This window comes from Brachyspira innocens ATCC 29796 (genome assembly GCF_000384655.1).
Lineage (GTDB): Bacteria > Spirochaetota > Brachyspiria > Brachyspirales > Brachyspiraceae > Brachyspira > Brachyspira innocens.
The window spans coordinates 21,165-46,753 of record NZ_ARQI01000124.1 but is presented as its reverse complement, the minus strand read 5'-3'; the positions used below and the strand labels follow the sequence as shown (position 1 = coordinate 46,753).

The window sequence follows — 25,589 nt, the reverse complement described above, 5'->3', positions numbered from 1 at the left end:
TTATATATTGGTTTAGTTTTGAAACAAGTCTATAGTAATTTATTGTTTTTTTGATATAATATATATCATTAGAGAGAAAATTATATGGCTGAAAAAAAAGATAATATATTAGAAAGTTTTTTAAAAGAAAAAGATGAGCATAATTTTGTACTTTATGTTCCAGAAATAATTCATAATAATTGGAAAATTAATGATAATGGTAATGTCCTTCTTATATTGGAAACTAATAACCCTATAACCAAAATTTCTGCTTGGCTTTTAAAAAAGAAGATTAATAAAGATATAGAATTTGATGCTCTTTCAACCTCTGCTTGGCTTAGTATAGATGGAGAGAGATGTATATTTGAGATAGCAAGACTTCAGAAGGCAAAAACTGATGACAGTTTTAAAGATGCTCTTATAAGACTTATACGCTTTATGCATTATATACAAAATAGAGGTTGGATAAAGTATAAAAAAGTAAAAAGTAAAGAAGATGTTGATATAAGTAAAGTTTAGTTTATAGGTATTGTTTTTATTAAGATATTAATATATATTAGATGTATATGTTATTTTGGAGAGTAATATGGTATATAAAAGCATACTTGATTTAATAGGAAATACCCCTATATTGAGACTAAGTAATATAGAATCAAAATTTAATTTAAATAAAAATGTGGAATTATATGGAAAGGTTGAGAAGAGTAATCCAGCTGGTTCAATAAAGGATAGAGCTGTAAAGCAAATAATATTGGATTTATTTAAAGATGGAAAATTAAAAGAAGGTTCTACGATAATAGAGCCTACATCTGGTAATACTGGAATTGCGATGGCAGCAATTGGCAGGTATTTAAAACTTAATGTTATAATAGTTATGCCTTCGTCTATGTCGGAAGAGAGAAGAAAATTGATAAGAGATTATGGTGCTAAACTTGAATTGGTTGACGGCGGAATGGATGCAGCAGTTGAAAGGGCTAATCAATTAAATAAAAAAATACCAGATTCTGTTATACCAGGTCAGTTTGTTAATGAGTCTAATGTTATGGCACATTATTTAACTACAGCTCCTGAAATATTCAGAGATATGCTTGACGTTGATTATATTTTTGCAGGTATTGGTACTGGAGGCACTATAACTGGAATTGGGCAGTATGTGAGAGATAATAAAAAAGATACAAAAGTTATTGGAGTAGAGCCTGAATCTTCACCTCTTTTAACTAAAGGTCGTGCAGCACCTCATAAGATACAGGGTATAGGTGCTAATTTTGTACCTGAAATTTTGGATTTAACTGTGATATCAAGGATAATAGATGTATCAAATGATAATGCTATAAATACAGCTAGAGAAATTTGTTTTAATGAGGGATTATATGTAGGAATATCATCTGGAGCTAGTGTTTATGCCGCTATAGATTTATCTAAAGAATTAAAGGAAACGGATAAAAAAATAAAAATGCTTTGTATTTTGCCTGACACTGGTGAGAGATACTCTTGGAATTAAAGGATATATTTATGAAACTCAAAACTTTTAATGAACTTCCTAATCAAAAAGATATAAAAGAGATTGTTAAACTTATTAGAGATTATGCTTTTCCTAATTTTTTTAGAGAGAGTCCTAATAAAGATATTGTAAAAAAAAATATAGCAAAACTTTATATGAATATAGTTACTAATGATTCTTACTTGCTTGATTTTATAGAGCAGCTTGATGATATTACATTAAGTCTGCAGAAAGATTTAGAGTTTTTCTATCAGTCTGATCCTGCTTCAAAATCTTATGATGAAATAGTATTAACTTATCCCGGATTTAGGGCTATTTTTCATTATAGAATAGCACATATATTTTATAATCAAAATGAGTACTTAATAGCTAGAACAATATCAGAATTTGCACATTCAAAAACTGGCATAGATATTCACCCTGGAGCGACTATAGGCGATTACTTCTTTATAGATCATGGTACTGGAATTGTTATAGGAGAGACCACTGTTATAGGTCATCATGTTAAAATATATCAGGGCGTAACTTTGGGGGCATTATCTTTAACTAATGGCAGGAGTTTGGAAGGACTAAAAAGACACCCCACAGTTTGTGATTATGTTACAATATATGCTAATGCTTCTATATTTGGAGGCAATACCGTTATAGGAGAAAATGCTATAATTGGTGCTAACTGTATAGTATTAGAATCAGTTGAGGAAAATAAAAGGTTAACACTTAATAATGATATGTGAATATAAAAGTGTATTATAGTTTAATAAAGCCTGAATTTTAATAGAATTCGGGCTTTATTAGTATTAAATTTTATTGCTAGAATTTAGGCCCGTATCTGTATCCTAATTGAATACCTATATCTGCATTGCCGAATGTTTCATCTTTAACCACATTTAAATATTCACTTGTTTGTGCCCAGTAGCTTCCAAAGTCATATCCTACATAAAATCCTAGATTTATTGCTGAGTCTATACCTGCAAAAAAAGAATAATCAAAAGTTCCTCTAATATAAAGTCTGGCATAATGATCATGTTTTATTTCTATATTTCCAGCTTCTGGACTATAATATAAAGAGTTTGGGGTAAGTGTTATTTTATACCCTATATTTAATCCTATTGAACATGAATAAAAATCAAATTTAGGCATTATACCAAAATATATATCATTATCAGTAAATTGATAGTGCACTTTATTATCATATTTGGAATATCTAGTTTCAGTATAACTATATCCCATCACCCCTAATAAACTAATTCCCATTCTTTCTTTTATTTGAAACATATATCCTAGATTTAGCTCAATGCCGCCTTGAAAATTCACTTTGCCTTTAGGATTTCCTTTAACTTCTACATTATTATGAATTATGGTAATACCCATACCTATAGGAACATTAACTATTGCTTCAAACCCGCCTTTAACTTGTGTAAATGTTGTTTTACATATCATTATAAGCAATATTATTAATGTAAATATTCTTTTCTTTATCATATAAACTCCATTAAAATTATTAATATTAACTATATAATACTAATAATTTTAAAATTATAGTCAATAAAAAAATATTTTTAAAAAAAATACTTTACTTATTGTTCTTTTTTGTTATGTTTAAATCACTTATTTATGAAAAATACATGCTATATTTTATACAGGGCGGATTAAAAATGAAAAAGAAATATCTTATCTTATTGATTAGTATTGTTATTGGTATGTTAATATTCGGTGCAGTTTCATGTTCTAAAAGGTTAAATCCTTTTTTCCCAAATAATGTAAATAGTTCTGGCGGGAATTCTCAGGAAAATGATGGAGGTAATGATGTATTGCCTCCTACTGTACCTCCTGTTGCACCGCCCGTTATACCTCCTGTTGTACCGCCGGATATTGTTGAAGAAGATGAACCAGAATGGTTTTTAGCTCCTGAAGAACAAGTTAAGCCTTTTATGGAGCAAACTATAATTTTTAGAAGTGAGATAGAAAATAATAAACCTAATAAACCAAAAAAAATATATAGGATACCGGGAATAACAGTTTCAGAAAAAAATACAATAATAGCAGTTGCTGATTATAGAAAGGATAGTTATGAAGATGTTGGTTTTGCTGGTTCAAAAGCAATAGATATTGTTGTAAGGAGAAGTACAGACGGAGGTATAAATTGGGGAACAGAAATAACTATACCTCCTATAGCTTCTGATAATAAAACTGCTCATGGGGATTCTTTATTTTTTTCATGTGCTAATGGCGATTTAGTTGTTTTATGTGCTGCAGGTGGAGGTTATGCAAGGGAAATAGGCGGTCAATCTAAAATTATGATATCAAGGAGTACAGATGATGGTCTTAATTGGAGCGATTGGGAACTTGCTGAAGGAAATATTAATAATTTCGGACAGGGACTTTTAAAAGATTATGACAGAGGTTTTGCTGCTTCAGGTACTGGAGCAAGACTTGCTAATGGTACTTTAATGGGTGCCATGCTTGTAAATAAAGGAACTAAAAATAATACTGCCGCTGCTGCTGTTATAGTTTCTACTGATAATGGACATAGTTGGACAGTTAGAAGTATAGCTAAAAGAAAATTAGGTACACAAGATGAACCTAAAGTAGTTACTCAATTAAATGACGGAAGAATTTTATTATCTGTACGTTCTGGGAATTGGAAAGCTGCTGTAAAAAATAGGGTATGGTTTAGATCTATGGGAGATATAGGATCTTCTTGGGAAGAGATTACTCCTAATGGCAATTTTTATGACGGAGCTTGCAATGCTGAGGGTATTTTATTCACTTCTACAAAAGAAGGATATAATAAAAACAGACTTATACATTTGGCATTAGATTCAAATTCAGATAGGAGAAATTTAACAGCTTTCATAAGCTACGATGAGGGAGAGTCTTGGAAAAAATTAAGAGTATTAAATTCTGGAAGAGCTGGGTACTCTGCTTTGGCAAGATTAAGGGACGGAACAATAGTATCATTAGCTGAAGAACAGGGTGGACAAGGATTGCCAGAAACTAGTAAAGAGCTTTATAATATTGTATTTAGAAGGTTCAATTTAAGATGGCTTACTGATAATTTACCAGAAAGTGATAAAGATTTTTATACTGTTCCTGATAAAACTGTTTTTAGAAAATGGTAATTTATACTATATGAAACTATAAAAAGAAAGGAAGTTATTTCCTTTCTTTTTTATTTGCAGATTTTATTTATATAATTTCATTGAAATAATTATAAATATAATGTACTATTATGTTAATTAAATTATGTTAATTATGTGATTTATTAAAGGATTTTCTATGGCTTCAGTTATAACGTTCGGGGAAATAATGCTAAGGCTTTCACCTCCTTCTAATTTGAGATTTGTACAGACTGATTCTTATGATGCAAGATTTGGAGGAGGAGAGGCTAATGTATCTTTTGCTTTATCAAATTTTGGAGTTGATACTTCATTTGTAACCAAACTTCCTAAAAATGATATTTCTCAGGCTTGTATTAATGAATTAAGACGATATGGGGTTGATGTTTCAAATATAGTTTTCGGCGGAGATAGAATAGGTATATATTTTTTAGAGAAAGGTGCTAGTCAAAGAGGCTCTAAAGTTATATATGATAGGGCTAATTCTTCTATGTCAAAATGTACTAAAGATGATTTTGATTGGGATAAAATTTTTGAAAATGCAAAATGGTTTCATATTACAGGAATCACGCCTGCACTTGGTAAGAATGTTGCTGAAGTTTGTATTGAAGCCTGCAAAAAGGCTAAAGAAAAAAATTTGACTGTAAGTTTAGATTTGAATTTCAGAAAGAAATTATGGACATCAAAAGAGGCTAATGAGACTATGAGCAAATTAATGCCTTATGCTGATATATGTATAGCTAATGAAGAAGATGCTGAAAAAGTATTCGGTATAAAGGCAAAAGATAGTAACATAATAGAAGGCAAACTCTCTCATGAAGGATATAAAGAAGTAGCCAAAGAAATAGCAGATAGATTTAATATAAAAAAAGTTGGTATAACTTTAAGAGGCTCAATTTCTGCTAGTGAGAATCTATGGTCTTGTATGCTTTATAATGGCAGTGAATATTTTTTCTCAAAAGAGTATCTTATAAAAATAGTAGATAGGGTAGGGGGAGGAGATAGTTTTGCTGCTGGACTTATATATTCATTTTTAAATGCTAGAGATGACAGAGAAGCACTTGAGTTTGCAGCGGCTTCCAGCTGTTTAAAACATTCTATAGAGGGTGATTTTAATGTTGTAACTGTTGATGAGGTTATGACAGTTTATAATGGGGACGCTTCAGGACGAATACAGAGATAATTTTAATTTATTGTTGACAATTCGTATTATTGTACTAAAATAGTATAATAAATATAAATTAGGAGTATTAAACATGAAAGATGTAGTTATAGCCATAGATATAGGCGGCACTTCTATGAAAGGTGCTGTTATAGAAGAAAACGGAAATATCTTATATAAAGATAATTTTGACGTTGATCCAAAACATACTACAGAAGAGCATAAAAAAGTTATTTCTGAGTTTGTAGAAAAATTAAAAAGTAATATTCCTAATGATTATAAAGCTGTTGGTTTAGGAATAGATTGCCCAGGTGTTATGAACAGAGAAACTCTTCATATGGGAGGAGCAGAAAATATACCTGGTCTTAAAGGATTAAAGTTTGCAGACATAGGAGATAAATTTAATTTACCTACAAAAACAGCTAATGACGCTAGTATGGCTGCTTTAGGAGAGGCTAAATATGGAAGCGGTAAAGAAAAAGCGTATCAGTCTGTAATGTTTATTACTCTTGGTACAGGTGTAGGAGGCGGATTTGTACTTAATGGACAATTATTTACAGGTGCTTTGGGCGGAGCTGGAGAGATTGGACATGTATTTGTAGTTCCAGATGGTGATAAATGCAACTGCGGTTCAAGCGGCTGTATAGAGCGTTATGCTTCTGCTACAGGTTTTATTGCTATGGCTAAGCAAAAGATTCATAAAGGTGTTATTCCTACATCGCTTACTTATGAAGAATTAGATAAAGGTAAGGCGAAAGCTTTATTTGATGCTGCCAAAAAAGGCGATGAACTTGCTAAAGAAACTATTGCTGAGTGTTCTTATTATTTGGGTATGTCTATAGCACAGGCTTTGAATATGCTTGATTTGGATTTAGTTCTTATAGGCGGAGGGCTTTGTAAGGATTTTGATATGATGATAGAGCATATTAACAGAGGAGTAAGAAATTACGGACTTAGAATGATGGTTAATAATGTTGAAATTAAACCTGCTTCTTTGGGTAATGATGCGGGTGTTTTAGGCTGTGCTGCTTTATTTTTTAGAAATAATTAAATTTTGAGTAAAAATATTTAATAAAAAATATTTAAAATAAATTAAGGCTTACTAATTATTATTAGTAAGCCTTTTATTAAATTAAATAATTAAAAGTTATTTTTCAAATACTAAACTATCGCCTGATTTTACAACTTTTATAGTATCTCCTTCTAAATATTTGCCTGCAAGCATTTCTTTAGCTAGAGGATTTTCTATATAGTTTTGTATAGCTCTTTTCAATGGTCTTGCTCCAAATTGAGGATCATAACCAATATCAGCAATATAATCTATAGCTTCATCGCTTACATCTAAAGTTATTCTTCTGTCTTTAAGTCTGTTTGCAACTCTTGCTATTTGATTTCTTACTATCTCAGCAATGTATTTTTTGTCAAGTCTAGTAAATGTTATTATCTCATCTATTCTGTTTAAGAACTCTGGTCTAAATGACATTTTAAGTAGTTCCTGAATTTTTTCTTTTATGTCTTTTATATCATTAGCTTCAAGAATTAAATCAGAACCTAAATTACTAGTCATTATTATAATAGTATTTTTAAAATCTACTATTCTTCCTTGTCCGTCAGTAAGTCTTCCGTCATCTAATACCTGAAGAAGTACATTAAATACATCAGGGTGAGCTTTTTCTATCTCATCAAAAAGTATAACAGAATAAGGTCTTCTTCTTACAGCCTCTGTTAATTGTCCGCCTTCATCATAACCAACATATCCCGGAGGAGCTCCTATAAGTCTAGTAACAGAGAATTTCTCCATATACTCACTCATATCTATTCTTGTGAGTGCTTTCTCATCACTAAACAAGAAATCCGCAAGAGTTTTAGCAAGCTCAGTTTTACCAACTCCAGTAGGTCCTATGAATAAGAAACTTCCAAGAGGTTTATTTTCATCAGAAAGTCCAGCCCTATTTCTTCTAATAGCATCAGCAACAGAAGTTATAGCCTCATCTTGTCCTACAACTCTCTTATGTAATACTTCTTCAAGCTGTAAGTATTTTTGTTTTTCGCTAGCAAGCATTTTACTTACAGGTATTCCAGTCCATACGGATATAACTCTTGCTATATCATCTTCAGAAATCTCTTCTCTTAATAATCTTTTTTTATCTGAGTTTTTAGCATCTTCCATTGCTTTAGAAGCCTCATCAAGTTTTTTCTGAAGTTCTGGAATTTTACCGTATTTTATTTCGGCAGCTTTTGCTAGATTTCCTTCTCTCGTATACTGAGTTTCTTTTATATTAAGCTCTTCAAGTTCTTCTTTTAATTTTCTAGTTTCTTCAATTCTTCCTTTTTCATTATCCCACTGAAGCTTCATAGCATTACGCTCTTCAGAAAGCTCGGATAATTCTTTTTCAAGTTTTTGTAATCTTTCTTTAGAAGCAGGATCATTTTCTTTTGAAAGAGCCTGTTTTTCTATATTAAGCTGTAATATTTTTCTTTCCAATTTATCGAGTTCAGTAGGCTGACTGTCTATTTCTATTTTTAATTGGCTTGCAGCTTCATCTACCAAGTCAATAGCTTTGTCTGGCAGGTATCTGTTAGTTATGTATCTGTTTGACAATACAGCAGCAGCAACTAATGCATCATCTTTTATTCTTACACCATGATGAACTTCGTATTTATCTTTTAAGCCTCTAAGTATTGAAATAGTATCTTCAACGCTAGGTTCTTTACAATAAACTTGCTGGAATCTTCTTTCAAGTGCTTTATCTTTTTCTATATATTTTCTGTATTCATCTAAAGTAGTAGCACCTATTGCTCTTAATTCGCCTCTTGCTAATGCAGGTTTTAATAAATTAGAAGCGTCCATTGCTCCTTCAGTGGCACCTGCGCCTACTAAAGTATGAAGCTCATCTATAAACAATATTATGTTACCTTCTGATTTTTCTATTTCAGTAATAACAGCTTTTAATCTCTCTTCAAACTCTCCTCTGAATTTAGCACCAGCTACTAAAGCACCCAAATCCAAAGCTAATAATCTTTTATTTTTAAGTCCTTCAGGAACATCTTGAGAAACTATTCTTCTAGCAAGTCCTTCAACAATAGCTGTCTTACCAACACCAGGCTCACCTATAAGTACTGGATTATTTTTTGTTCTTCTTGATAATACCTGCATAACACGCCTTATCTCTTCATCACGTCCTATAACAGGGTCTATTTTTCCTTCTTTGGCTAATTCTGTTAAATCGCGGCAGTATTTATCTAGTGCCTGCATTTTTGCTTCTGGGTCTTGGCTATTAACTCTTTGACCGTTTCTTAATACTTTTAATGCACTCAAAACTTCTTTTTTAGATATTCCGCTTTTTCTTAGCATGTCTCCTGCTTTATTGTCAGCTTCAACAAGTGCTAAAAATATATGCTCTGTAGATACATACTGATCTTTTAAAGCATTGGCTTCTTTTTCTGCTTTTGCTAAGATTTTACCAGCATTAGATGATAAATGCAGCTGTACATTTTCACCAGTTACTTTTACATTTTCATCAACTAATCTCTGAGTTTTATCTATTAATGTATTTATAGGAACACCTATTCTTTCTACTAAAGGCTGAATAAGTCCGTCCTCTTGTTTTAATAATGCTAGAAGTAAATGTTCGCTTTTTATTTCATTATGATCTTCACCGTTAGCTATATTTGCAGCTTCATTTATAGCTTCTTGGGCTTTTATTGTATATTTATTATAATCCATATTCTAATTAATAGACGGCTTTTTTAATACCGCCTTACTCCTTTATAAATTAATTATTTAAGTTTTAATTAAATAATTTGTTTTTAGCATTTAACTGCTATGCTTATATGTATGCAAAAAATGTGCCAAATAAATACTGTACTATGTATTATTTTTATACTGTTTATTTTATTTTTATATATTCAATTTTGTATCAAAATAAATATGATTGTATAAAATTTATATATGTAAAAATCTATTACTGTATATAAATAATACATGTTTTTTTATGTTTTTTATTAATATTAAACTTATTTTAAAACCTGCCTACATACAATTTTTATAATTATATTATTTTAATAAATAATTTTTGAGGTTTTTATTGTTCTTTATCTTTATAAACTGCTTAAATATTGTTAAAATAATTCTTAAACAGCACCATTATATGTTTCAAATATATTGGTATATACCTAAACAAATATATTTTGTCAAAAATAAATTTGTTTTGAATATTTGCATGGATTTGAAGTTACAGAGTTACAGAGTTACCATTCTTATGATACACACCTCTTATTTTGGATAAGCCCGCAGAGCGAATGCTGTAAAAAGTGCATCAAAAATAATTATTAAAAAAATTATTTAAGTATATTATTAATTTTATATTTTATATAAATAATGAAAATTTAATATATCTCTTTTATAATAGCAGTTTTTGTTAATACCATACCTTACTTTATATTAACTATCATAATAATATTAACTACCATATCTTTATTATAGGGGGTATTTCCTATTTATTATTATTGTTATATATGAGAGGCAGTATTTTTAGAGTATATAAAAAATCGTAAAAAGTATTAATAAATATAATTAAATATAATTCTTGTTAACAAATAAAGATAAAATATAAGCTGATATTTTTACTATAAATAATATTTATTGAAATTAAAAAATAGATTTATTTCTTCTATTATATATTTATATATTATGAATATATGTAAAAACATGTAAAAAATAGAAGAAATATAAAAAGGATATTAAGTAAAATTATATTTAATAATATTTTGTGATATGTAATTTATTTTTTGGTATATTATAATTGTTTATTTGTAGTAATATCATTAAAAGTAATACTTTATAATGTTTTATAAGTAAATATATTTTACCTATAAAATATTATAAAATTATAAAAAATAAATAAAAAAGTATTATTTATGTTATTATTGCTTGAATATGAATAATATATTTATTATAATTAAACTATATATAAAAATATTGGAGTTAATATGAAACCTATAATAGGAATAAGCGGAAGTATTTTAAGTAATGATAATGATGGGGTATTTTCTGGATATGAGAGAGCTTATGTTAATGATGACTATGTTCTTTCGGTGTCTAAAGCAGGCGGAATTCCTTATATTGTACCTATGATAGACAATGATGAGGATATAAAGGAGCAAGTGTCGCATGTTGATGGGGTTTTGTTATCGGGTGGGTATGATGTTGATCCTATTTATTGGGGCGAAGAAATTCATTCCAAATTAGGTAGAATATTTCCAAGAAGAGATAATCATGAATTAAAGATAGTTAAATATGCTTTAGAAATGAATAAACCTATACTCGGTATATGTAGGGGCTGTCAGATTATTAATGTTGCTTTTGGAGGAAGTTTGTATCAGGATTTATCGCTTATAGATAATTGCTATATCAAACATTCTCAAAGTGCCAAACCTTATGAAGCTACACATAGTATGACAACTAAAGAGGGAAGCATTATCAGAGAGATAGTAGGTGAGAGTGTAAGGGTTAATTCTTTTCACCATTTGGCTATAAAAGATTTGGGTAAAGGATTAATTGCTACTGGATATTCCAAAGATGGTATAGTTGAAAGCATAGAATATATGGAAGACGGTAAATTTGTGCTTGGGGTGCAGTTTCATCCAGAGATGATGCATGCCCATCATGATTTTGCTTTAGATATTTTTAAAAAATTGGTTTCAAAGGCCAAGAAATAGTGTTAAATAAGGAGTTTTTATATGTCATCAAATAAATTAGGATTGTTTAGTATAGTATTATTAGGTATAAATGCAATAGTAGGTACTGGTATATTTTTGCTTCCAAATCAGGCATATGCTGAAGTTGGAGTAACTAGTATAGGTGTAATAGTTTTTGATGCTTTTTTGGTTATCAGTATAGCATTATGTTTTGCTGAAATGGGTGGAATGTATAAAAGCAATGGAGGTCCTTACGTTTATGCCAAAGATGCATTTGGAGATTTTGTAGGTTTTGAAGTTGGTATAATGAAATGGGCTATAATGATTATTGCTTGGGCAGCTATGGCTATGGGGTTCCCTACTGCTTTAGGTGCTGTTTGGACTCCTGCACAAAATCCAGTAGTTCAAAAAATTATAGCTATAAGTATACTTGTACTTCTTGGTATAATGAATATAATGGGTGTAAAAATATCAAAAATAATGAACAATATAGTAACTACTGGTAAATTAATACCTTTAATATTGTTTGTTACTATAGGTATTTTCTTTATAAAAGGCGAAAACTTTGTTAATCCAGTTTCTGAAAGCGGAGAAGTGGTATTAAAAGGTACTTTTGGAAGTGCGGCACTACTTATATTTTATGCTTTTACAGGCTTTGAATCAATAGGTGTTGCGGCAGGAGATATGGATAATGCCAAAAAGAATGTACCATTAGCTATATGTATAGTTTTAATATTGGTGGCTATAATATATATACTTATACAGGTAAATAGTATAGGTATATTGGGAGCTTCTCTTGCTACAACAAGCACTCCAGTTGCAACAGCAGCAGAAAAGTTTTTAGGAAAATGGGCTGGTGCTATGGTAACAGCAGGTACTTTAATATCTATAGGCGGTATAAATATAGCTTCTTCATTTTTAACTCCTCGTGCTGGCGTTGCTATGTCAGATGAACATCAGCTTCCAAGTATAATTTCAAAAAGAAACTCAAAAGATGTTCCTTATGTAGCAGTAATAATATCAGTAGTATTGACAGCTTTAGTAACATTAACAGGAAGTTTTACTACATTAGCAGCTATAAGGTAGTATCACGTTTTGCTCAATATATACCAACATGTTTGGCAGTTCCAGTAATGAGAAAAAAAGCACCTAATATGGAAAGAGGTTTTGTGCTTCCTTTTGGACCAGTTATTCCAATAGTTGCTACAGTTGTTAGTTTGTGGCTATTATCACAGTCAGACTTGAAAAAAATAATATTTGGTTTGGGTGGTTTGGTTATAGGAGCTATAGTATATTTTATAATGAAAATGTCAAATAAAAAATCATAAAAAATGTACTATTTACGGTATATAATATTGTTTTTAAGTGTTTAAAAACAGTTATGTACCGTAATATTATATATAGTAATATGTTGTTTTATTTTAATATTTTTTAAATAAAATTAAATATTGTTTAAATAATATCTTGACAAATATTTAAAATAATATAACATACGCATGTAATATGGACGTGAATATCAATAAAAAAAATATTTTGATAACAAATAATCCTAAATTTAATGAGGTAAATAGTAATAATATACAGATAATCTATTTGCCAGATTTGGATTTTATGGGTATACTTTATAAGGCTAGAGATTATATACATTTATGCTATAAGCTTTTAACTCACCCAATAGTGAGCAGTATAAAGCCTTATGAGACTCCGTATAAAAGTATAGCACTTTCTAATAATAACGGCGAACTTGATTTGGAGTCATTAGAATTGATAGAAAATTCTATAGCATTAACTATGAATTTTTTGGATAAGCCTAGAAGAAAACTTACTGAAACCATAGATGAGGATTTTAAGTTAATAGATTACAAACTTGTTTCGGGAGCTATAGAAAGTATTTTATAGTACGAATTTTAAGGAGATTATATATGAGTAATTTATATGATTGTATTATAATAGGCGGCGGTCCTTCTGGTTTGGCCGCTGGTATATATTCTGCTAGAGCCAGATTAAAAACAGTTCTTTTTGAAAAAGGAAGTTTCGGAGGTCAGATTAGCATAACTGATGAAATAGCTAATTACCCTGGTTTTTATGAAGAGTCAGAAGAGGGAAGACACCCTAAACATCTTATTAATAAAATGATAGAACAGGCTAAAAAATTTGGTGCTGAGATAGAACATAAAGAAGTTGCAGATGTTAAACTTGATGGAAAGATTAAAGAAGTAACTCTATCTGATGGAACTGTTTATCAATCAAAAGTAGTTATAATAGCTACAGGTGCTCAGCCTAGAAAATTAGGCTGTAAAGGTGAATTGGAATACACAGGTAAAGGAGTTTCTTACTGTGCTACTTGTGATGCTAATTTCTTTGAAGGTATGGAAGTTTTCTGCGTTGGAGGAGGCGATACAGCTGTAGAAGAAGCTATGTATTTATCTAAATTTGCTAGAAAAGTAACACTTATAGTAAGAAAAGATTATGTACGCTGTGCTAATTCTATCGAAGAAAAAGCTAAAGCAAATCCAAAAATTGAAATAAAATTCAGAACAGAACTTTTGGAACTTAAAGGTGACGGAATAGTTGAATCTGCTATATTCTTGAACAATGAAACAGGCGAGAAATATGAATATAAGGCAGATGAAGAAGACGGAACATTTGGAGTATTTATATTTGTTGGCTATGTTCCTTTGACAAAATTGTTTGAAGGTAAAGTTGCTATGCAGGACGGATATATCCTTACAGATGAAGAAATGAAAACAAATGTTGAGGGTGTATTTGCTTGCGGAGATTTAAGACCAAAAATGCTTAAACAGGTTATTACTGCAGCAGCAGACGGAGCAATAGCGGGTATTTCAGCAAACAAGTATATAGAAGAAAAATTTACTGAATAAATAAAAAAATAATTAAAAAATGTTGACAATAATAAAAAAATTGTTATATTTATATAGTGTAAATAAAAATATTAAAAAGGATATATGTTAATGAAATTTAATAGCTGAGTAAATAATTTATCTTGCGGTGCAATGAGTAATGTATTTTATAATTCTATTTCAGAATTACATAATTTGCGAACATTAAATTTCTCAGGGATTAAAATTCATGTATATCAGTTATTGTGTAATTTTAAGAGCGGAATATATTTTAAAAATATGTTTCTGCTCTTTTTTGTTGATATAATTTAATTTATATAAATTATATAAAAATAAAAAATATAAAGGAGACTATATGAAGTTAGAGATAGGCGAGATTTATATTAAAGATATAAAGCTTGACAAAATTTCAAAAGTCGAGAACGGAGTACTCTATGTAAATGAGGAAGAAGTTACAAAAATTGTGCTTGAGGACGATAAGTTAAAAAGCGTAAAAATTGATGTAGCTCGTCCTGGAGAATCAGTACGTATTACTCCAGTAAAAGATGTAATTGAACCTAGAGTAAAAGTTGACGGCAGAGGCGGTATATTTCCAGGTATGATATCTAAAGTAGATACAGTTGGAGAAGGTAAAACTCATGTTTTAAAAGGTGCAGCTGTTGTTACTTGCGGTAAAATAGTAGGTTTCCAAGAAGGTATTATAGATATGACAGGACCTGGAGCTGATTATACTCCATTCTCTAAACTTAATAATTTATGTTTGCTTATAGAGCCAATAGAGCCTATAGAAAAACATGATTATGAAGCAGCAGTAAGAGGAGCAGGTTTAAGAGTAGCATCTTATTTGGGAAAATTAGCTAAAGATTTAAAACCAGATAATACTTACAGCTATGAAACTAAACCTATATTTGAACAAGCTGCAATGTATCCTAATTTACCAAAAGTTGGCTATATATATATGCTTCAAACTCAAGGTTTATTACATGATACTTATGTTTATGGTGTAGACGCTAAAAAAATAGTTCCTACATTTATTTATCCAACAGAAGTAATGGACGGTGCTATAGTAAGCGGTAACTGTGTATCAGCTTGTGATAAAAATACAACTTATCACCACTTGAATAACCCAGTAATTAAAGCTTTATATGAAAAACATGGTAAAGATATTAACTTTATGGGTGTTATAATAACAAATGAAAATGTATTTTTAGCAGATAAAATGCGTTCATCAGATTGGTCATCAAAATTAGCTAAATACTTCGGATTAGATGCGGTAATTATCTCTGAAGAAGGATTCGGTAATCCAGATGCAGATTTAATAATGAACTGTAAAAAAGCAGAAGCATTCGGCATAAAAACTTGTATCATAACAGATGAGTATGCTGGAAGAGACGGAGCTTCACAGTCTTTGGCAGATTCTGATGTATCAGCAAATGCAGTAGTAACAGCAGGTAATGCTAATGTAGTTATTAATTTACCAAAAATGGATAAAGTAATAGGTATGTTAGATTATACAGATAAAATAGCAGGCGGATTTGACGGATCATTAAAACCAGATGGTTCTATTGAAGCAGAATTGCAGGTTATAACTGGTGCTACAAACGAATTAGGTTTTAATAAATTTAGTGCTACAGGACTATAAGTTTTGTAATGCTGATTTTTTAAAATATAAACAAAATTTTTAGGAGGAAAGCCATGAGTATTTTAAATGGTAAAAAAGTAATTATCATTGGCGATAGAGACGGCATTCCTGGAGAAGCTATCAAAGCATGCGTTGAAACAGTACAAGACGCAGAAGTTTTGTTTGCTGCTACGGAGTGTTTTGTTTGAACAGCCGCAGGAGCGATGGATTTAGAGAATCAAAAGAGAATTAAAGAATTTACAGAAAAATTTGGAGGAGAAAATATAGTAGTATTATTCGGTGCTGCAGAAGCAGAAGCTACAGGTTTAGCAGCTGAAACAGTAATGATAGGAGACCCTACTTATGCTGGTGCTTTAGCTGGAGTAGAATTAGGCTTAGCAGCTTACCATGCCGTAGAACCAGAATTCAAAGAAGCAGTAGATCCTGCTGTTTATGATGAACAGATTGGTATGGCAGAAATGACATTAAACGTAGATGAAATCATCGCAGAAATTAAAAAAATGCGTGATGAAAACTGCAAATATTTATAATACACTATATAAACTTATAATTTTTTGATAAAACAAATTCTCTAAAAATAAAAAATCCATTGTAATTAAAAACCAGTTTGGTTTTTTTAAAAAATCGGCAGCCTTATATTTAATATTTGGTTGCCTTATATTAAAAAATTAGGAGGCTTAAATGCCAGAATATAAAATAGTTCATTATATTAATCAGTTCTTCGCTAATATCGGCGGAGAGGAAAAGGCTGATATAGCTCCAGAGAAAAGAGACGGAGTTGTAGGTCCTGGTGCAGGATTACAAGGCGAGTTTAAGAAGCTAGGTATTGATGCACAAATAGTAGGCACTGTTATATGCGGTGACTCTTATTTCAATGAAAACCTAGATAAAGCTAAAGCAGAAGTTTTAGAAATGATAAAAAGCTTCAGCCCAGATTTAGTTATAGCAGGACCTGCTTTTAATGCAGGACGTTACGGTACAGCTTGCGGTACTGTTGCTAAAATGATACAAGATGAATTAAAAATTCCAGCTGTTACTGGTATGTATATTGAAAACCCTGGTGCAGATATGTTTAAGAAAGATGTTTATATCGTTTCTACTAAAGATTCTGCTGCAGGTATGAGAGCTGCTTTGCCAGTTATAGCTAAATTAGCTTCTAAACTTCTTAAAAAAGAAGAATTGGGAACTCCAGATGCTGAAGGCTATATACCAAGAGGAATACGTAAAGTATTATTCAGAGAAAAAAGCGGTGCTGAAAGAGCTGTTGATATGCTTATACAAAAAATTAAAGGTGAAGCATTTACTACAGAATATCCAATGCCAGACTTTGATAGAGTAACACCAGGTGAAGCTATTAAAGATATCACTAAAGCTAAAATAGCATTGGTTACAAGCGGCGGTATAGTACCATCAGGAAACCCAGACCATATAGAATCTTCTTCAGCTTCTAAATATGGAAGATACTCTATAGATGATATGGGAGAAACAGCACATGGCGGTTATGACCCTACTTATGCTAACCAAGACCCTAACAGAGTATTACCTGTTGATGTATTAAAAGATTTACAGAAAGAAGGTAAAATAGGAGAGCTTTATCCTTATTACTATACTACTACTGGTAATGGTACTTCAGTAAAAAGTTCTAAAGCATTTGCTACTGAATTTGCTCAAACTTTAGTTAAAGACGGAGTTCAGGCTGTTATATTAACATCAACCTGAGGAACTTGTACTCGTTGCGGTGCAACGATGGTTAAAGCAATAGAAGCTACTGGAATACCTGTAGTCCATATTTGTACTATTGTTCCTATATCTTTAACAGTTGGTGCTAACAGAATAGTTCCAGCAGTTGCTATACCTCACCCTCTAGGCAATCCTAATTTGTCTAAAGAAGATGAGAAAAAATTAAGACGTACATTAGTTGAAAGAGCATTAAAAGCTTTGACAACTCCTGTAGATACACAAACAGTTTTTGAAGATTAATTTGAAAATTGAAAATATTTATATATACTATTATATATAAATAAAAAATAATTTATTAAATAAAGGGGGAGTACAAATATTTAATTATACTTGTATGTCCCCCCTTATTTCATTATTAAATAAAAAATAAACATTGGAGATTAAAAAGATGAGTTATGCTGTATTAAAAGCTGCTGCTTATGCTATAGTACATGCACCTGATATGGTAGTCAATAACGGTACTACGCAAACAGTAGAAAGAGAAGTTAATCCTGATTCGGACTATTTAAAAAAACTTAAAGAACATCTTAGACCTTTTGAAGATGTTGTAAATTATGCCCCTAACCAAACTTATATTGGTAATCTTCACCCTGAAGAATTAAAAAAACTTGCATCTCAAGTTTCTGAAGAAGTAAAAAAAGCAGGAGGAAGCTGGATAGGTGTGCCTTGTAAAGGTGAAAGAAACGGTAAATTCGGTGAAATTTTCGCTGAAGATGAATTTATCTTTATGATGAAAATATCTGATGTATTTGAATTAGTATATTTAGAAGCTGAATTTGAGAAAAAAATGAGAGATGCTTATATTGCTTCAGAATCTAAATATAAAACAGAAGATGAAATTAAAAAAGATTTAGCTCAGGTAAAATGCGAAACTAAAATCGATGAAATAGAAAGATTAATAAAAGAAGAACATGCTGAAGGTTTATATTTCAATGAAAAATTAGTAGGCTGTATAAAAAGAGCACATGATGTTGATATTAACTTGAGTGCACATGTTATCTTTGAAAACTTAGCAGTTAAAGCTTCTGGTATTATGGCTTTAAAAGAACTTATTAGAAAGAAAAATATTGATCCTAAAACAATCGATTTGGTTATTGAATGTTCTGAAGAGGCTTGCGGTGATATGAACCAAAGAGGTGGCGGTAACTTCGCTAAAAGTATAGCTGAAGTTGCTGGAATACCTAACACTACAGGTTTTGATATTAGAGGATTCTGTGCCGCTCCTTCACATGCTTTAGTAACTGCTGCTTCTTTAGTAAAAGCTGGTTCTTATAAAAATGTAGTAATAGTTGCAGGAGGTGCTACTGCTAAATTGGGTATGAATGGTAAAAGCCATGTAACTAAAAATCTTCCTATTATCGAAGATATATTAGGTGCTTTTGCTGTACTTATCAGTGAGAATGACGGAGTACACCCTGTTATAAGAACAGATGTACTTGGAAGACACACCGTTGCTACTGGTTCTGCTCCTCAGGCAGTTATGACATCTTTGATAGTAAATCCTTTGGAAAAAGCAAACTTAAAAGTTACAGATATAGATAAATATACTGTAGAAATGCAAAACCCTGATGTAACTAAACCTGCTGGTGCTGGTGATGTTCCAGAAGCTAATTATAAAATGATAGCTGCCATCGGTGTAAAAAAAGGAGACCTAGAAAGAAGTCAAATAGCTGAATTTGTTGATAAACATGGTATGTCTGGTTGGGCTCCAACTCAAGGTCATATACCATCTGGAGTACCTTATTTGGGTTATGCTATTGAGGACATTATGTCTGGTAAAATTAATCGTGTAATGCTTATAGGTAAAGGTTCATTATTCTTAGGAAGAATGACTAATCTTTTTGACGGTATATCTGTTATTATCGAAAAAAACAGCGGTGATAAAGGTACAAGCGAAGGTGTTTCAAAAGAAGAAGTTAATAAACTTATTGCTAATGCTATGAGAGATTTCGCTAAAAGCATGTTAGGCGAGTAAGGAGGTATTAGATGAGTGATGCTTCTAATTCAGCTATAAAATCTATGATAGGTGAAACTTTCCTTTCACTTGCTAATGCTTTAGAAACAGGTCAATTCGGAAAAAAAGTACGTGTTGGTATTACAAATAGAGGTTCTGAGCATGGTGCAGAGGCAGTATCTCTTGGCGGTGTAATAGCTATGAGCAGAAACAAAAATGTTGAAGTTGTTTTAATTGGTGAGAAAAACTCTACAGGATTACAAACAATAGAAACTGACTGCGATGAGAAAGCTCATAAAATAATGGAAGAAATGCTCTCTAAAGGAGAATTGGATGCTTGTGTTACTATGCATTATCCTTTCCCTATAGGAGTATCTACTGTAGGAAGAGTTATATCTCAGGCTAATGGAAAAGAAACATATATAGCTACTACTACAGGTACTTCTGCTACTGTCAGAGATCAGGCTATGTTTAAAAATGCTATTTACGGAATAATAACAGCAAAAGTCTGCGGTATTAAAGAACCAACAGTTGGTATATTAAATATTGATTCTGCACGTACTGTAGAGAGAGCTTTAAAAGAATTAGCTTCTAACGGTTATAATATTAAATTCGGAGCTTCTAACCGTGCTGATGGCGGTGCCGTTTTGAGAGGAAATGACCTTATAACTGGTGCTGTTGATGTTGTTGTATGCGACTCTCTTACTGGAAACATACTTATAAAAATGTTCTCCTCATTCAACAGCGGCGGAAGCTATGAGGCTATAGGATATGGTTATGGTCCTGGTATAGGATTCGGATTTAAAACACCTATATTCATTATTTCAAGAGCTTCTGGTTCTAATGTTATTGCTGGTGCTATTGAATATGCTTATCAATGTATAAGCGGTAATTTAATAGATGTTATGAACAAAGAAGAAGAAGAAGTAAAAAAATATGGTTTTGATGCTATTTTAGATAGTTTAAAACCTAAAGCAAATGCTTCTTCAGGCGGAGAAAAAGCAAAACCTTCTGTAGCCAAAGAAGTTGTAACTGCACAAATCCCTGGTGTTGAAGTTATGGATTTGGATGCAGCTGTTGATTTGGTTATGGAAAATGGTATATATGCTGAGTCTGGTATGGGCTGTACTGGACCTATCATATTAGTGAGTGATAAGAACAAAGAAAATGCAGAGAATATTTTGAGAAAAGGCGGATTTATATCTTAGGTTAAGATTATCTGCTGTAAAGACTAATTACGATTATAGTAACTTTTTTTACTAAATTTGCAAATTATGGAAACATTAGATTTAAAAAATAATATCTAGTGTTTCCATTTTTTATTTTCATTAAAATATTAAAATCAGAGGAGTTTATTATGGAAGTTATATCAAACATAGTAGCTAAAGTAAACAGTATTTTGTGGGATTATTTGTTGATAATTCTGCTATGCGGAACAGGTATTTACTTCACTATCAGACTTAAGTTCGTGCAAATAGTTAAGTTTAAAGATGGCTGGAATAGAACTTTCGGCGGACTTTCTTTAAAAGGTAAGGCAGCAGACAAAGAAGGTATGAGTTCTTTCCAGTCTCTAGCAACAGCAATTGCTGCTCAAGTAGGTACTGGTAATTTAGCAGGTGCTGCAACAGCTTTGATAGCAGGAGGACCTGGTGCTATTTTCTGGATGTGGATGTCTGCATTCTTTGGTATGGCAACAATATTTGTTGAGGCATCTTTGGGTCAGAAATACAAAACTACAACAGAAGATGGTCATGTTATAGGGGGACCTGCTTATTATATAAGTGCTGCTTATAAAGGAGCTTTTGGTAAATTTTTAGCTGGTTTATTTGCTATATTTATTATACTAGCTTTGGGATTTATGGGAAATATGGTTCAGTCTAACTCTATAAGCGGAGCTTTTGTTAATGCTTTTCCTAGTGTTAAACCTATTTATGTTGGTATAGTATGTGCTGTAATTGCTGCATTTATATTTATAGGAGGATTAAGAAGAATAGCATCATTTACAGAAAAAATAGTTCCTATAATGGCTTTATTCTATATTATAGGTTCTGTAATAATTGTAATAATGAATATTAAAAATCTTCCTAGTTCTATAGCTTTAATATTCACAGGTGCTTTTAATCCTCAGGCTGTTATAGGCGGCGGATTAGGTATAGGAATTCAGCAGGCTATGCGTTTCGGTGTTGCTAGAGGTTTATTCTCTAATGAAGCTGGTATGGGTTCTACTCCTCATGCCCATGCTTTGGCTAAAGTTAAACATCCTTGCGAACAAGGTGTTGTTGCTATGATAGGTGTATTCTTTGATACATTTATAGTTGTAACTTTAACTGCATTAGTAATACTTACTTCTAACATATTACAAACTCAAATATATCCTTTAGCTTCTGCAGCTGATATACCAGAAATATTAAAAGGTGTAGGTTTGCCTCAGGAAGCATTTAGAATGGGTTTTGGATTCTTTGGAGTAGTATTTGTTGCCGTATGTTTGTTCTTCTTTGCTTTCACTACAATAGTAGGTTGGTATTTCTTTGGAGAACAAAATATTAAATACTTATTTGGTGTAAAAGCTACTAAAGTATATGCTGTTTTAGTTGTTTGTTTCGTTCTTTTAGGTTCAGCATTAAAAGTTGATTTAGTATGGTCTTTAGCAGATACTTTTAATGGATTAATGGTTATACCAAACCTATTAGGTCTTTTAGCTTTAGGCGGAGTTGCTTCTGCTTTATTTAAAGAATATAATGATTTAAATAAAAAATAATAAATATAGTTTCTTATTAATTCAAAAAATTATACTTTATTGATTTTAAGGTGTCTGACATATTTTTTATTGTCAGACACTTTAAATCTAATATTATATTTACATTCTATTTGCTAATAATTTTATTAGTAATATTTTTATCTTAATTTATTTATAAATGTAAGAATGGATATTTTTTGCATTTATTATGGGAGAATTGATGGATATTATTGAACAATTAGTCTCGAGAATTAATTCATTTTTATGGGATTATACATTACTTATATTTTTATGCGGTACAGGTTTATATTTTACTATACGTTTGAGATTTATACAGATAAGAGAGTTTAAAGACAGTTTCAAATCTACATTTGGCTCAGTATCATTAAAAGGGAATGCCGCCGATGAACATGGTATGAGTTCTTTTCAATCTTTAGCAACTTCAATAGCAGCTCAGGTTGGTACTGGAAATTTGGCTGGTGCTGCAACAGCTTTGGTAGCAGGAGGACCTGGTGCTATATTTTGGATGTGGGTATCTGCTTTTTTGGGAATGTCTACAATATTTGCAGAGGCTACTTTAGCACAGAAATTTAAAACATATAAAGACGGTCATATAATAGGCGGTCCTGCTTATTATATACAGGCTGCTTATAAAGGAACTTTAGGTAAAGTTATATCAGTTATATTTGCAGTACTTATTATTTTAGCTTTAGGTATAATGGGGAACATGGTGCAGTCTAATTCTATATCATCAGCATTTTCTAATTCTTTTCCAGTTAATACAAAAGTTATAGGCGTAATTGTGGCAGTTCTTTCTGGATTTATATTTTTAGGAGGGGTAAAAAGAATAGCATCTTTTACAGAAAAAATAGTTCCTATAATGGCTATATCTTATTTAGTTGGTGCTATTGTATTAATAATTCTTAATATAACAAAAGTTCCTCATGCATTTTATATGATATTCGTATCAGCATTTAATCCTCAGGCCGTTATAGGAGGCTCACTAGGTATAGGAATTCAGCAGGCTATGCGTTTTGGTATAGCTAGAGGATTATTTTCTAATGAAGCAGGTATGGGATCTACTCCGCATGCCCATGCTATTGCTAAAGTAGATCATCCTTGTGAGCAGGGTGTTGTTGCTATGATGGGAGTATTTTTTACTTTTATTGTATTAACATTAACTGCTCTAGTTATATTAACATCTGGAATATTAGAAGAACAAATTTATCATTTGAGTTCTCCAAGTTTAATCCCCGAAACTTTGAAAGGAATAGGATTAGCCCAGAAAGCATTTGAAATGAAATTCGGACATATTGGAGTAATATTTATAGCTTTATGTCTGCTGTTCTTTGCTTTTTCAACAATTATTGCTTGGTATTTTTTTGGAGAGCAGAATATAAAATATTTATTTGGAAAAAAGGCTGCTAAAGTATATGCATTAGTTGTTGTTGTATTTATATTTATCGGTTCCACACTTAAAGTGGATTTAGTATGGGCTTTGGCTGACTGCTTTAATGGATTAATGGTTATACCAAACCTTCTAGGTATATTAGCATTAAGTCCATTAGTTTCTTCGCTTGCAAAGGATTATAAAAAATTTAAAAAAGAAAAAGAGAATAAAAATAAATAATTTTAGTTTATTATGATTACGGACGAATTGTAAGATATTAGTATGAAAACAGATTTTTTTATATAAAAAAATATATTTACATATTTAGATTAATTGACAAAGCATATATTTGTTCTATAATATAAAATGTCATTTTATTAAATAAAGGTCGTGATAAAGTCTAATAATCATAATAATCAATTTTTTCATATTAAAAATATCTACTATTTTTTATAAATAAAATAAAAAAGGAGAGAATTATGGAATTACATATTGGAAACTTTTATGTAAAAGACATCAAATTTGGTGATAAGACCAAATTTGAAAACTCTACTTTAACAATCAATAAAGAAGAAGCTTTAAGTATTGTTAAAGAAGATAGTCATATTACCGAGGCTGATATTATTATTGTTAAGCCCGGTGATATGGTTAGAATAGTTCCTGTAAAGGAAGCTATAGAGCCAAGATGCCGTTTAGATGGTAAAACTATTTTTCCGGGGTTTTAGGTCCTATGTACAGAGCAGGTGACGGAGTTATGCATGCTCTTAAAAACTGCAGTGTATTGGCTGTAGGAAAACATTGGGGCGGATTCCAAGACGGATTAATAGATATGGGAGGAGAAGGTGCTAAATATACATATTATTCAGGTCTTTTAAATGTATGTTTGGTTGCTGATACCGATGAAGAGTTTGAGAAAAGAGAACAGCAAAAGAAAAACAAAGCACTTCGCTGGGCTGGTATGAGACTTGCTGAATATTTAGGAAATTGTGTAAAAGATCAAAAACCTGAAGAAGTAGAAACTTATTCTCTTCCAAGTATAACAGATGCTTCAAGAGATGCTAAATTACCTAAAGTAGCTTTAGTACTTCAGGCACAATCTCAGATGGAAAATGACGGATATAATGATTTAGTTTATGGCTGGGATACAAACAGAATGCTTCCAACTTTAATGCATCCTAATGAAATATTAGGCGGAGCTGTTATATCAGGTTCATTTATGCCTTGTTCTTCTAAATGGTCAACTTATGATTTTCAAAATTTCCCAATGATTAAGAAATTATTTTCAGAACATGGAAAAACTATTAACTTTTTAGGAGTTATTTTTTCCAATCTTAATGTTGCTTTAGACCAAAAAGAAAGAGCTGCATTATTCGTAGCACAAATAGCTAATAATATAGGTGCTGATGCTGCTATAGTAGCTGAAGAAGGATACGGTAACCCAGATGCAGACTTTATTGCATGTATAGTTGCTTTAGAAGATGCTAAAGTAAAAACTGTTGGTTTGACTAATGAATGTACTGGAAGAGACGGAGCTTCTCAGCCATTAGTAACATTAGATGAAAAAGCAGATGCTATAGTATCATGCGGAAATGTATCTGAGATGATAGAACTTCCTCCTATGCCTACAGTTATAGGAGAATTGGAATCATTGGCAAGAGACGGATTATCAGGCGGATGGAGCAACGATGCTGTGTTAGGTCCTTCAGTTAGAGAAGATGGTTCTATTATTATGGAAAATAATGCTATGTTCTGCGGTGATATGGTTGTAGGCTGGTCTACAAAAACTATGGCAGAGTTTTAAGGA

At 31.3% G+C, this 25,589-nt stretch carries 20 protein-coding genes and 1 pseudogene; 19 read left to right on the top strand and 2 right to left on the bottom strand.

What is annotated here, in order from left to right:
* Positions 1-84: 84 nt before the first annotated feature.
* The 3 genes from F811_RS0112030 (at position 85) to epsC (ending at position 2,214) form a co-directional block, all read left to right on the top strand.
* Positions 85-498 carry a hypothetical protein gene (locus F811_RS0112030; protein WP_020005484.1) on the top strand — a complete coding sequence of 138 codons (414 nt, stop codon included), beginning with the start codon at positions 85-87 and terminating at the stop codon, positions 496-498.
* A 67-nt stretch (positions 499-565) separates the two neighbouring features.
* The gene (locus F811_RS0112025) at positions 566-1,480 is read left to right on the top strand and encodes a PLP-dependent cysteine synthase family protein (RefSeq protein WP_020005483.1); all 915 of its coding nucleotides are present in this window, start codon (positions 566-568) and stop codon (positions 1,478-1,480) included.
* 11 nt (positions 1,481-1,491) lie between these two features.
* Positions 1,492-2,214 (top strand): serine O-acetyltransferase EpsC, encoded by a 723-nt coding sequence (gene epsC, locus F811_RS0112020; RefSeq protein ID WP_020005482.1) that lies wholly within the window; start codon positions 1,492-1,494, stop codon positions 2,212-2,214.
* Positions 2,215-2,290: 76 nt separating this feature from the next.
* On the opposite strand, the gene F811_RS0112015 is transcribed toward epsC, so the two are convergent.
* Positions 2,291-2,962 (bottom strand): hypothetical protein, encoded by a 672-nt coding sequence (locus F811_RS0112015; protein ID WP_020005481.1) that lies wholly within the window; start codon positions 2,960-2,962, stop codon positions 2,291-2,293.
* 173 nt (positions 2,963-3,135) lie between these two features.
* Here F811_RS0112015 and F811_RS0112010 point away from each other — a divergent pair, with 173 nt between their 5' ends.
* From F811_RS0112010 to F811_RS0112000, 3 genes are all read left to right on the top strand, one after another.
* Complete coding sequence (locus tag F811_RS0112010; RefSeq protein WP_245555865.1) at positions 3,136-4,602, top strand: sialidase family protein; 1,467 nt, start codon at positions 3,136-3,138, stop codon at positions 4,600-4,602.
* Positions 4,603-4,759: 157 nt separating this feature from the next.
* A complete protein-coding gene (locus F811_RS0112005; protein ID WP_020005479.1) occupies positions 4,760-5,782 on the top strand; it encodes a sugar kinase in 1,023 nt (340 codons plus the stop codon).
* A 73-nt stretch (positions 5,783-5,855) separates the two neighbouring features.
* Positions 5,856-6,812 carry an ROK family protein gene (locus tag F811_RS0112000; protein ID WP_020005478.1) on the top strand — a complete coding sequence of 319 codons (957 nt, stop codon included), beginning with the start codon at positions 5,856-5,858 and terminating at the stop codon, positions 6,810-6,812.
* A gap of 96 nt (positions 6,813-6,908) precedes the next feature.
* Here F811_RS0112000 and clpB read toward each other — a convergent pair whose 3' ends face one another.
* The gene (gene clpB / locus F811_RS0111995) at positions 6,909-9,488 is read right to left on the bottom strand and encodes an ATP-dependent chaperone ClpB (RefSeq protein WP_020005477.1); all 2,580 of its coding nucleotides are present in this window, start codon (positions 9,486-9,488) and stop codon (positions 6,909-6,911) included.
* Positions 9,489-10,753: 1,265 nt separating this feature from the next.
* Here clpB and F811_RS0111990 point away from each other — a divergent pair.
* The 13 genes and pseudogenes from F811_RS0111990 (at position 10,754) to F811_RS16115 (ending at position 25,586) form a co-directional block, all read left to right on the top strand.
* Entirely contained in the window at positions 10,754-11,482 is a 729-nt protein-coding gene (locus F811_RS0111990; protein ID WP_020005476.1) for a gamma-glutamyl-gamma-aminobutyrate hydrolase family protein, read from the top strand.
* 21 nt (positions 11,483-11,503) lie between these two features.
* Positions 11,504-12,547: an APC family permease gene (locus F811_RS16120; protein WP_245555864.1), complete on the top strand. Its 1,044-nt coding sequence runs from the start codon at positions 11,504-11,506 to the stop codon at positions 12,545-12,547.
* A 47-nt stretch (positions 12,548-12,594) separates the two neighbouring features.
* On the top strand, positions 12,595-12,789 hold the full coding sequence (locus F811_RS17025) for a hypothetical protein (protein WP_245555863.1): 195 nt from the start codon (positions 12,595-12,597) through the stop codon (positions 12,787-12,789).
* A gap of 175 nt (positions 12,790-12,964) precedes the next feature.
* Complete coding sequence (locus F811_RS0111980) at positions 12,965-13,360, top strand: GrdX family protein (RefSeq protein WP_020005475.1); 396 nt, start codon at positions 12,965-12,967, stop codon at positions 13,358-13,360.
* Between the two features lie 23 nt (positions 13,361-13,383).
* Entirely contained in the window at positions 13,384-14,343 is a 960-nt protein-coding gene (locus F811_RS0111975) for an NAD(P)/FAD-dependent oxidoreductase (protein WP_020005474.1), read from the top strand.
* Positions 14,344-14,677: 334 nt separating this feature from the next.
* Positions 14,678-15,964, top strand: a complete 1,287-nt coding sequence (locus F811_RS0111970; RefSeq protein ID WP_020005473.1) for a glycine/sarcosine/betaine reductase component B subunit — start codon at positions 14,678-14,680, stop codon at positions 15,962-15,964.
* Between the two features lie 53 nt (positions 15,965-16,017).
* Entirely contained in the window at positions 16,018-16,494 is a 477-nt protein-coding gene (gene grdA, locus F811_RS0111960) for a glycine/sarcosine/betaine reductase complex selenoprotein A (protein ID WP_083921320.1), read from the top strand.
* A gap of 151 nt (positions 16,495-16,645) precedes the next feature.
* Positions 16,646-17,944: a glycine reductase complex selenoprotein B gene (grdB, locus tag F811_RS0111955; RefSeq protein ID WP_083921319.1), complete on the top strand. Its 1,299-nt coding sequence runs from the start codon at positions 16,646-16,648 to the stop codon at positions 17,942-17,944.
* A 148-nt stretch (positions 17,945-18,092) separates the two neighbouring features.
* Positions 18,093-19,679 (top strand): glycine/sarcosine/betaine reductase complex component C subunit beta, encoded by a 1,587-nt coding sequence (grdC, locus tag F811_RS0111945; protein ID WP_020005470.1) that lies wholly within the window; start codon positions 18,093-18,095, stop codon positions 19,677-19,679.
* Positions 19,680-19,690: 11 nt separating this feature from the next.
* On the top strand, positions 19,691-20,866 hold the full coding sequence (gene grdD / locus F811_RS0111940; protein WP_020005469.1) for a glycine/sarcosine/betaine reductase complex component C subunit alpha: 1,176 nt from the start codon (positions 19,691-19,693) through the stop codon (positions 20,864-20,866).
* A 149-nt stretch (positions 20,867-21,015) separates the two neighbouring features.
* Positions 21,016-22,416: an alanine/glycine:cation symporter family protein gene (locus tag F811_RS0111935; RefSeq protein WP_020005468.1), complete on the top strand. Its 1,401-nt coding sequence runs from the start codon at positions 21,016-21,018 to the stop codon at positions 22,414-22,416.
* A 199-nt stretch (positions 22,417-22,615) separates the two neighbouring features.
* Complete coding sequence (locus tag F811_RS0111930) at positions 22,616-24,025, top strand: alanine/glycine:cation symporter family protein (RefSeq protein WP_020005467.1); 1,410 nt, start codon at positions 22,616-22,618, stop codon at positions 24,023-24,025.
* Between the two features lie 239 nt (positions 24,026-24,264).
* Positions 24,265-25,586 (top strand): annotated as a pseudogene (locus F811_RS16115) (glycine/sarcosine/betaine reductase component B subunit).
* The last annotated feature ends 3 nt before the right edge of the window (positions 25,587-25,589 follow it).

What these genes read in the sequence shown, in the direction of transcription:
- F811_RS0112030 (WP_020005484.1), top strand. Translation starts at nt 85, where the DNA reads ATGGCTGAAAAAAAAGATAATATATTAGAAAGTTTTTTAAAAGAAAAA.
- F811_RS0112025 (WP_020005483.1), top strand. Translation starts at nt 566, where the DNA reads ATGGTATATAAAAGCATACTTGATTTAATAGGAAATACCCCTATATTG.
- epsC (WP_020005482.1), top strand. Translation starts at nt 1,492, where the DNA reads ATGAAACTCAAAACTTTTAATGAACTTCCTAATCAAAAAGATATAAAA.
- F811_RS0112015 (WP_020005481.1), bottom strand. Translation starts at nt 2,962, where the DNA reads ATGATAAAGAAAAGAATATTTACATTAATAATATTGCTTATAATGATA.
- F811_RS0112010 (WP_245555865.1), top strand. Translation starts at nt 3,136, where the DNA reads ATGAAAAAGAAATATCTTATCTTATTGATTAGTATTGTTATTGGTATG.
- F811_RS0112005 (WP_020005479.1), top strand. Translation starts at nt 4,760, where the DNA reads ATGGCTTCAGTTATAACGTTCGGGGAAATAATGCTAAGGCTTTCACCT.
- F811_RS0112000 (WP_020005478.1), top strand. Translation starts at nt 5,856, where the DNA reads ATGAAAGATGTAGTTATAGCCATAGATATAGGCGGCACTTCTATGAAA.
- clpB (WP_020005477.1), bottom strand. Translation starts at nt 9,488, where the DNA reads ATGGATTATAATAAATATACAATAAAAGCCCAAGAAGCTATAAATGAA.
- F811_RS0111990 (WP_020005476.1), top strand. Translation starts at nt 10,754, where the DNA reads ATGAAACCTATAATAGGAATAAGCGGAAGTATTTTAAGTAATGATAAT.
- F811_RS16120 (WP_245555864.1), top strand. Translation starts at nt 11,504, where the DNA reads ATGTCATCAAATAAATTAGGATTGTTTAGTATAGTATTATTAGGTATA.
- F811_RS17025 (WP_245555863.1), top strand. Translation starts at nt 12,595, where the DNA reads ATGAGAAAAAAAGCACCTAATATGGAAAGAGGTTTTGTGCTTCCTTTT.
- F811_RS0111980 (WP_020005475.1), top strand. Translation starts at nt 12,965, where the DNA reads ATGGACGTGAATATCAATAAAAAAAATATTTTGATAACAAATAATCCT.
- F811_RS0111975 (WP_020005474.1), top strand. Translation starts at nt 13,384, where the DNA reads ATGAGTAATTTATATGATTGTATTATAATAGGCGGCGGTCCTTCTGGT.
- F811_RS0111970 (WP_020005473.1), top strand. Translation starts at nt 14,678, where the DNA reads ATGAAGTTAGAGATAGGCGAGATTTATATTAAAGATATAAAGCTTGAC.
- grdC (WP_020005470.1), top strand. Translation starts at nt 18,093, where the DNA reads ATGAGTTATGCTGTATTAAAAGCTGCTGCTTATGCTATAGTACATGCA.
- grdD (WP_020005469.1), top strand. Translation starts at nt 19,691, where the DNA reads ATGAGTGATGCTTCTAATTCAGCTATAAAATCTATGATAGGTGAAACT.
- F811_RS0111935 (WP_020005468.1), top strand. Translation starts at nt 21,016, where the DNA reads ATGGAAGTTATATCAAACATAGTAGCTAAAGTAAACAGTATTTTGTGG.
- F811_RS0111930 (WP_020005467.1), top strand. Translation starts at nt 22,616, where the DNA reads ATGGATATTATTGAACAATTAGTCTCGAGAATTAATTCATTTTTATGG.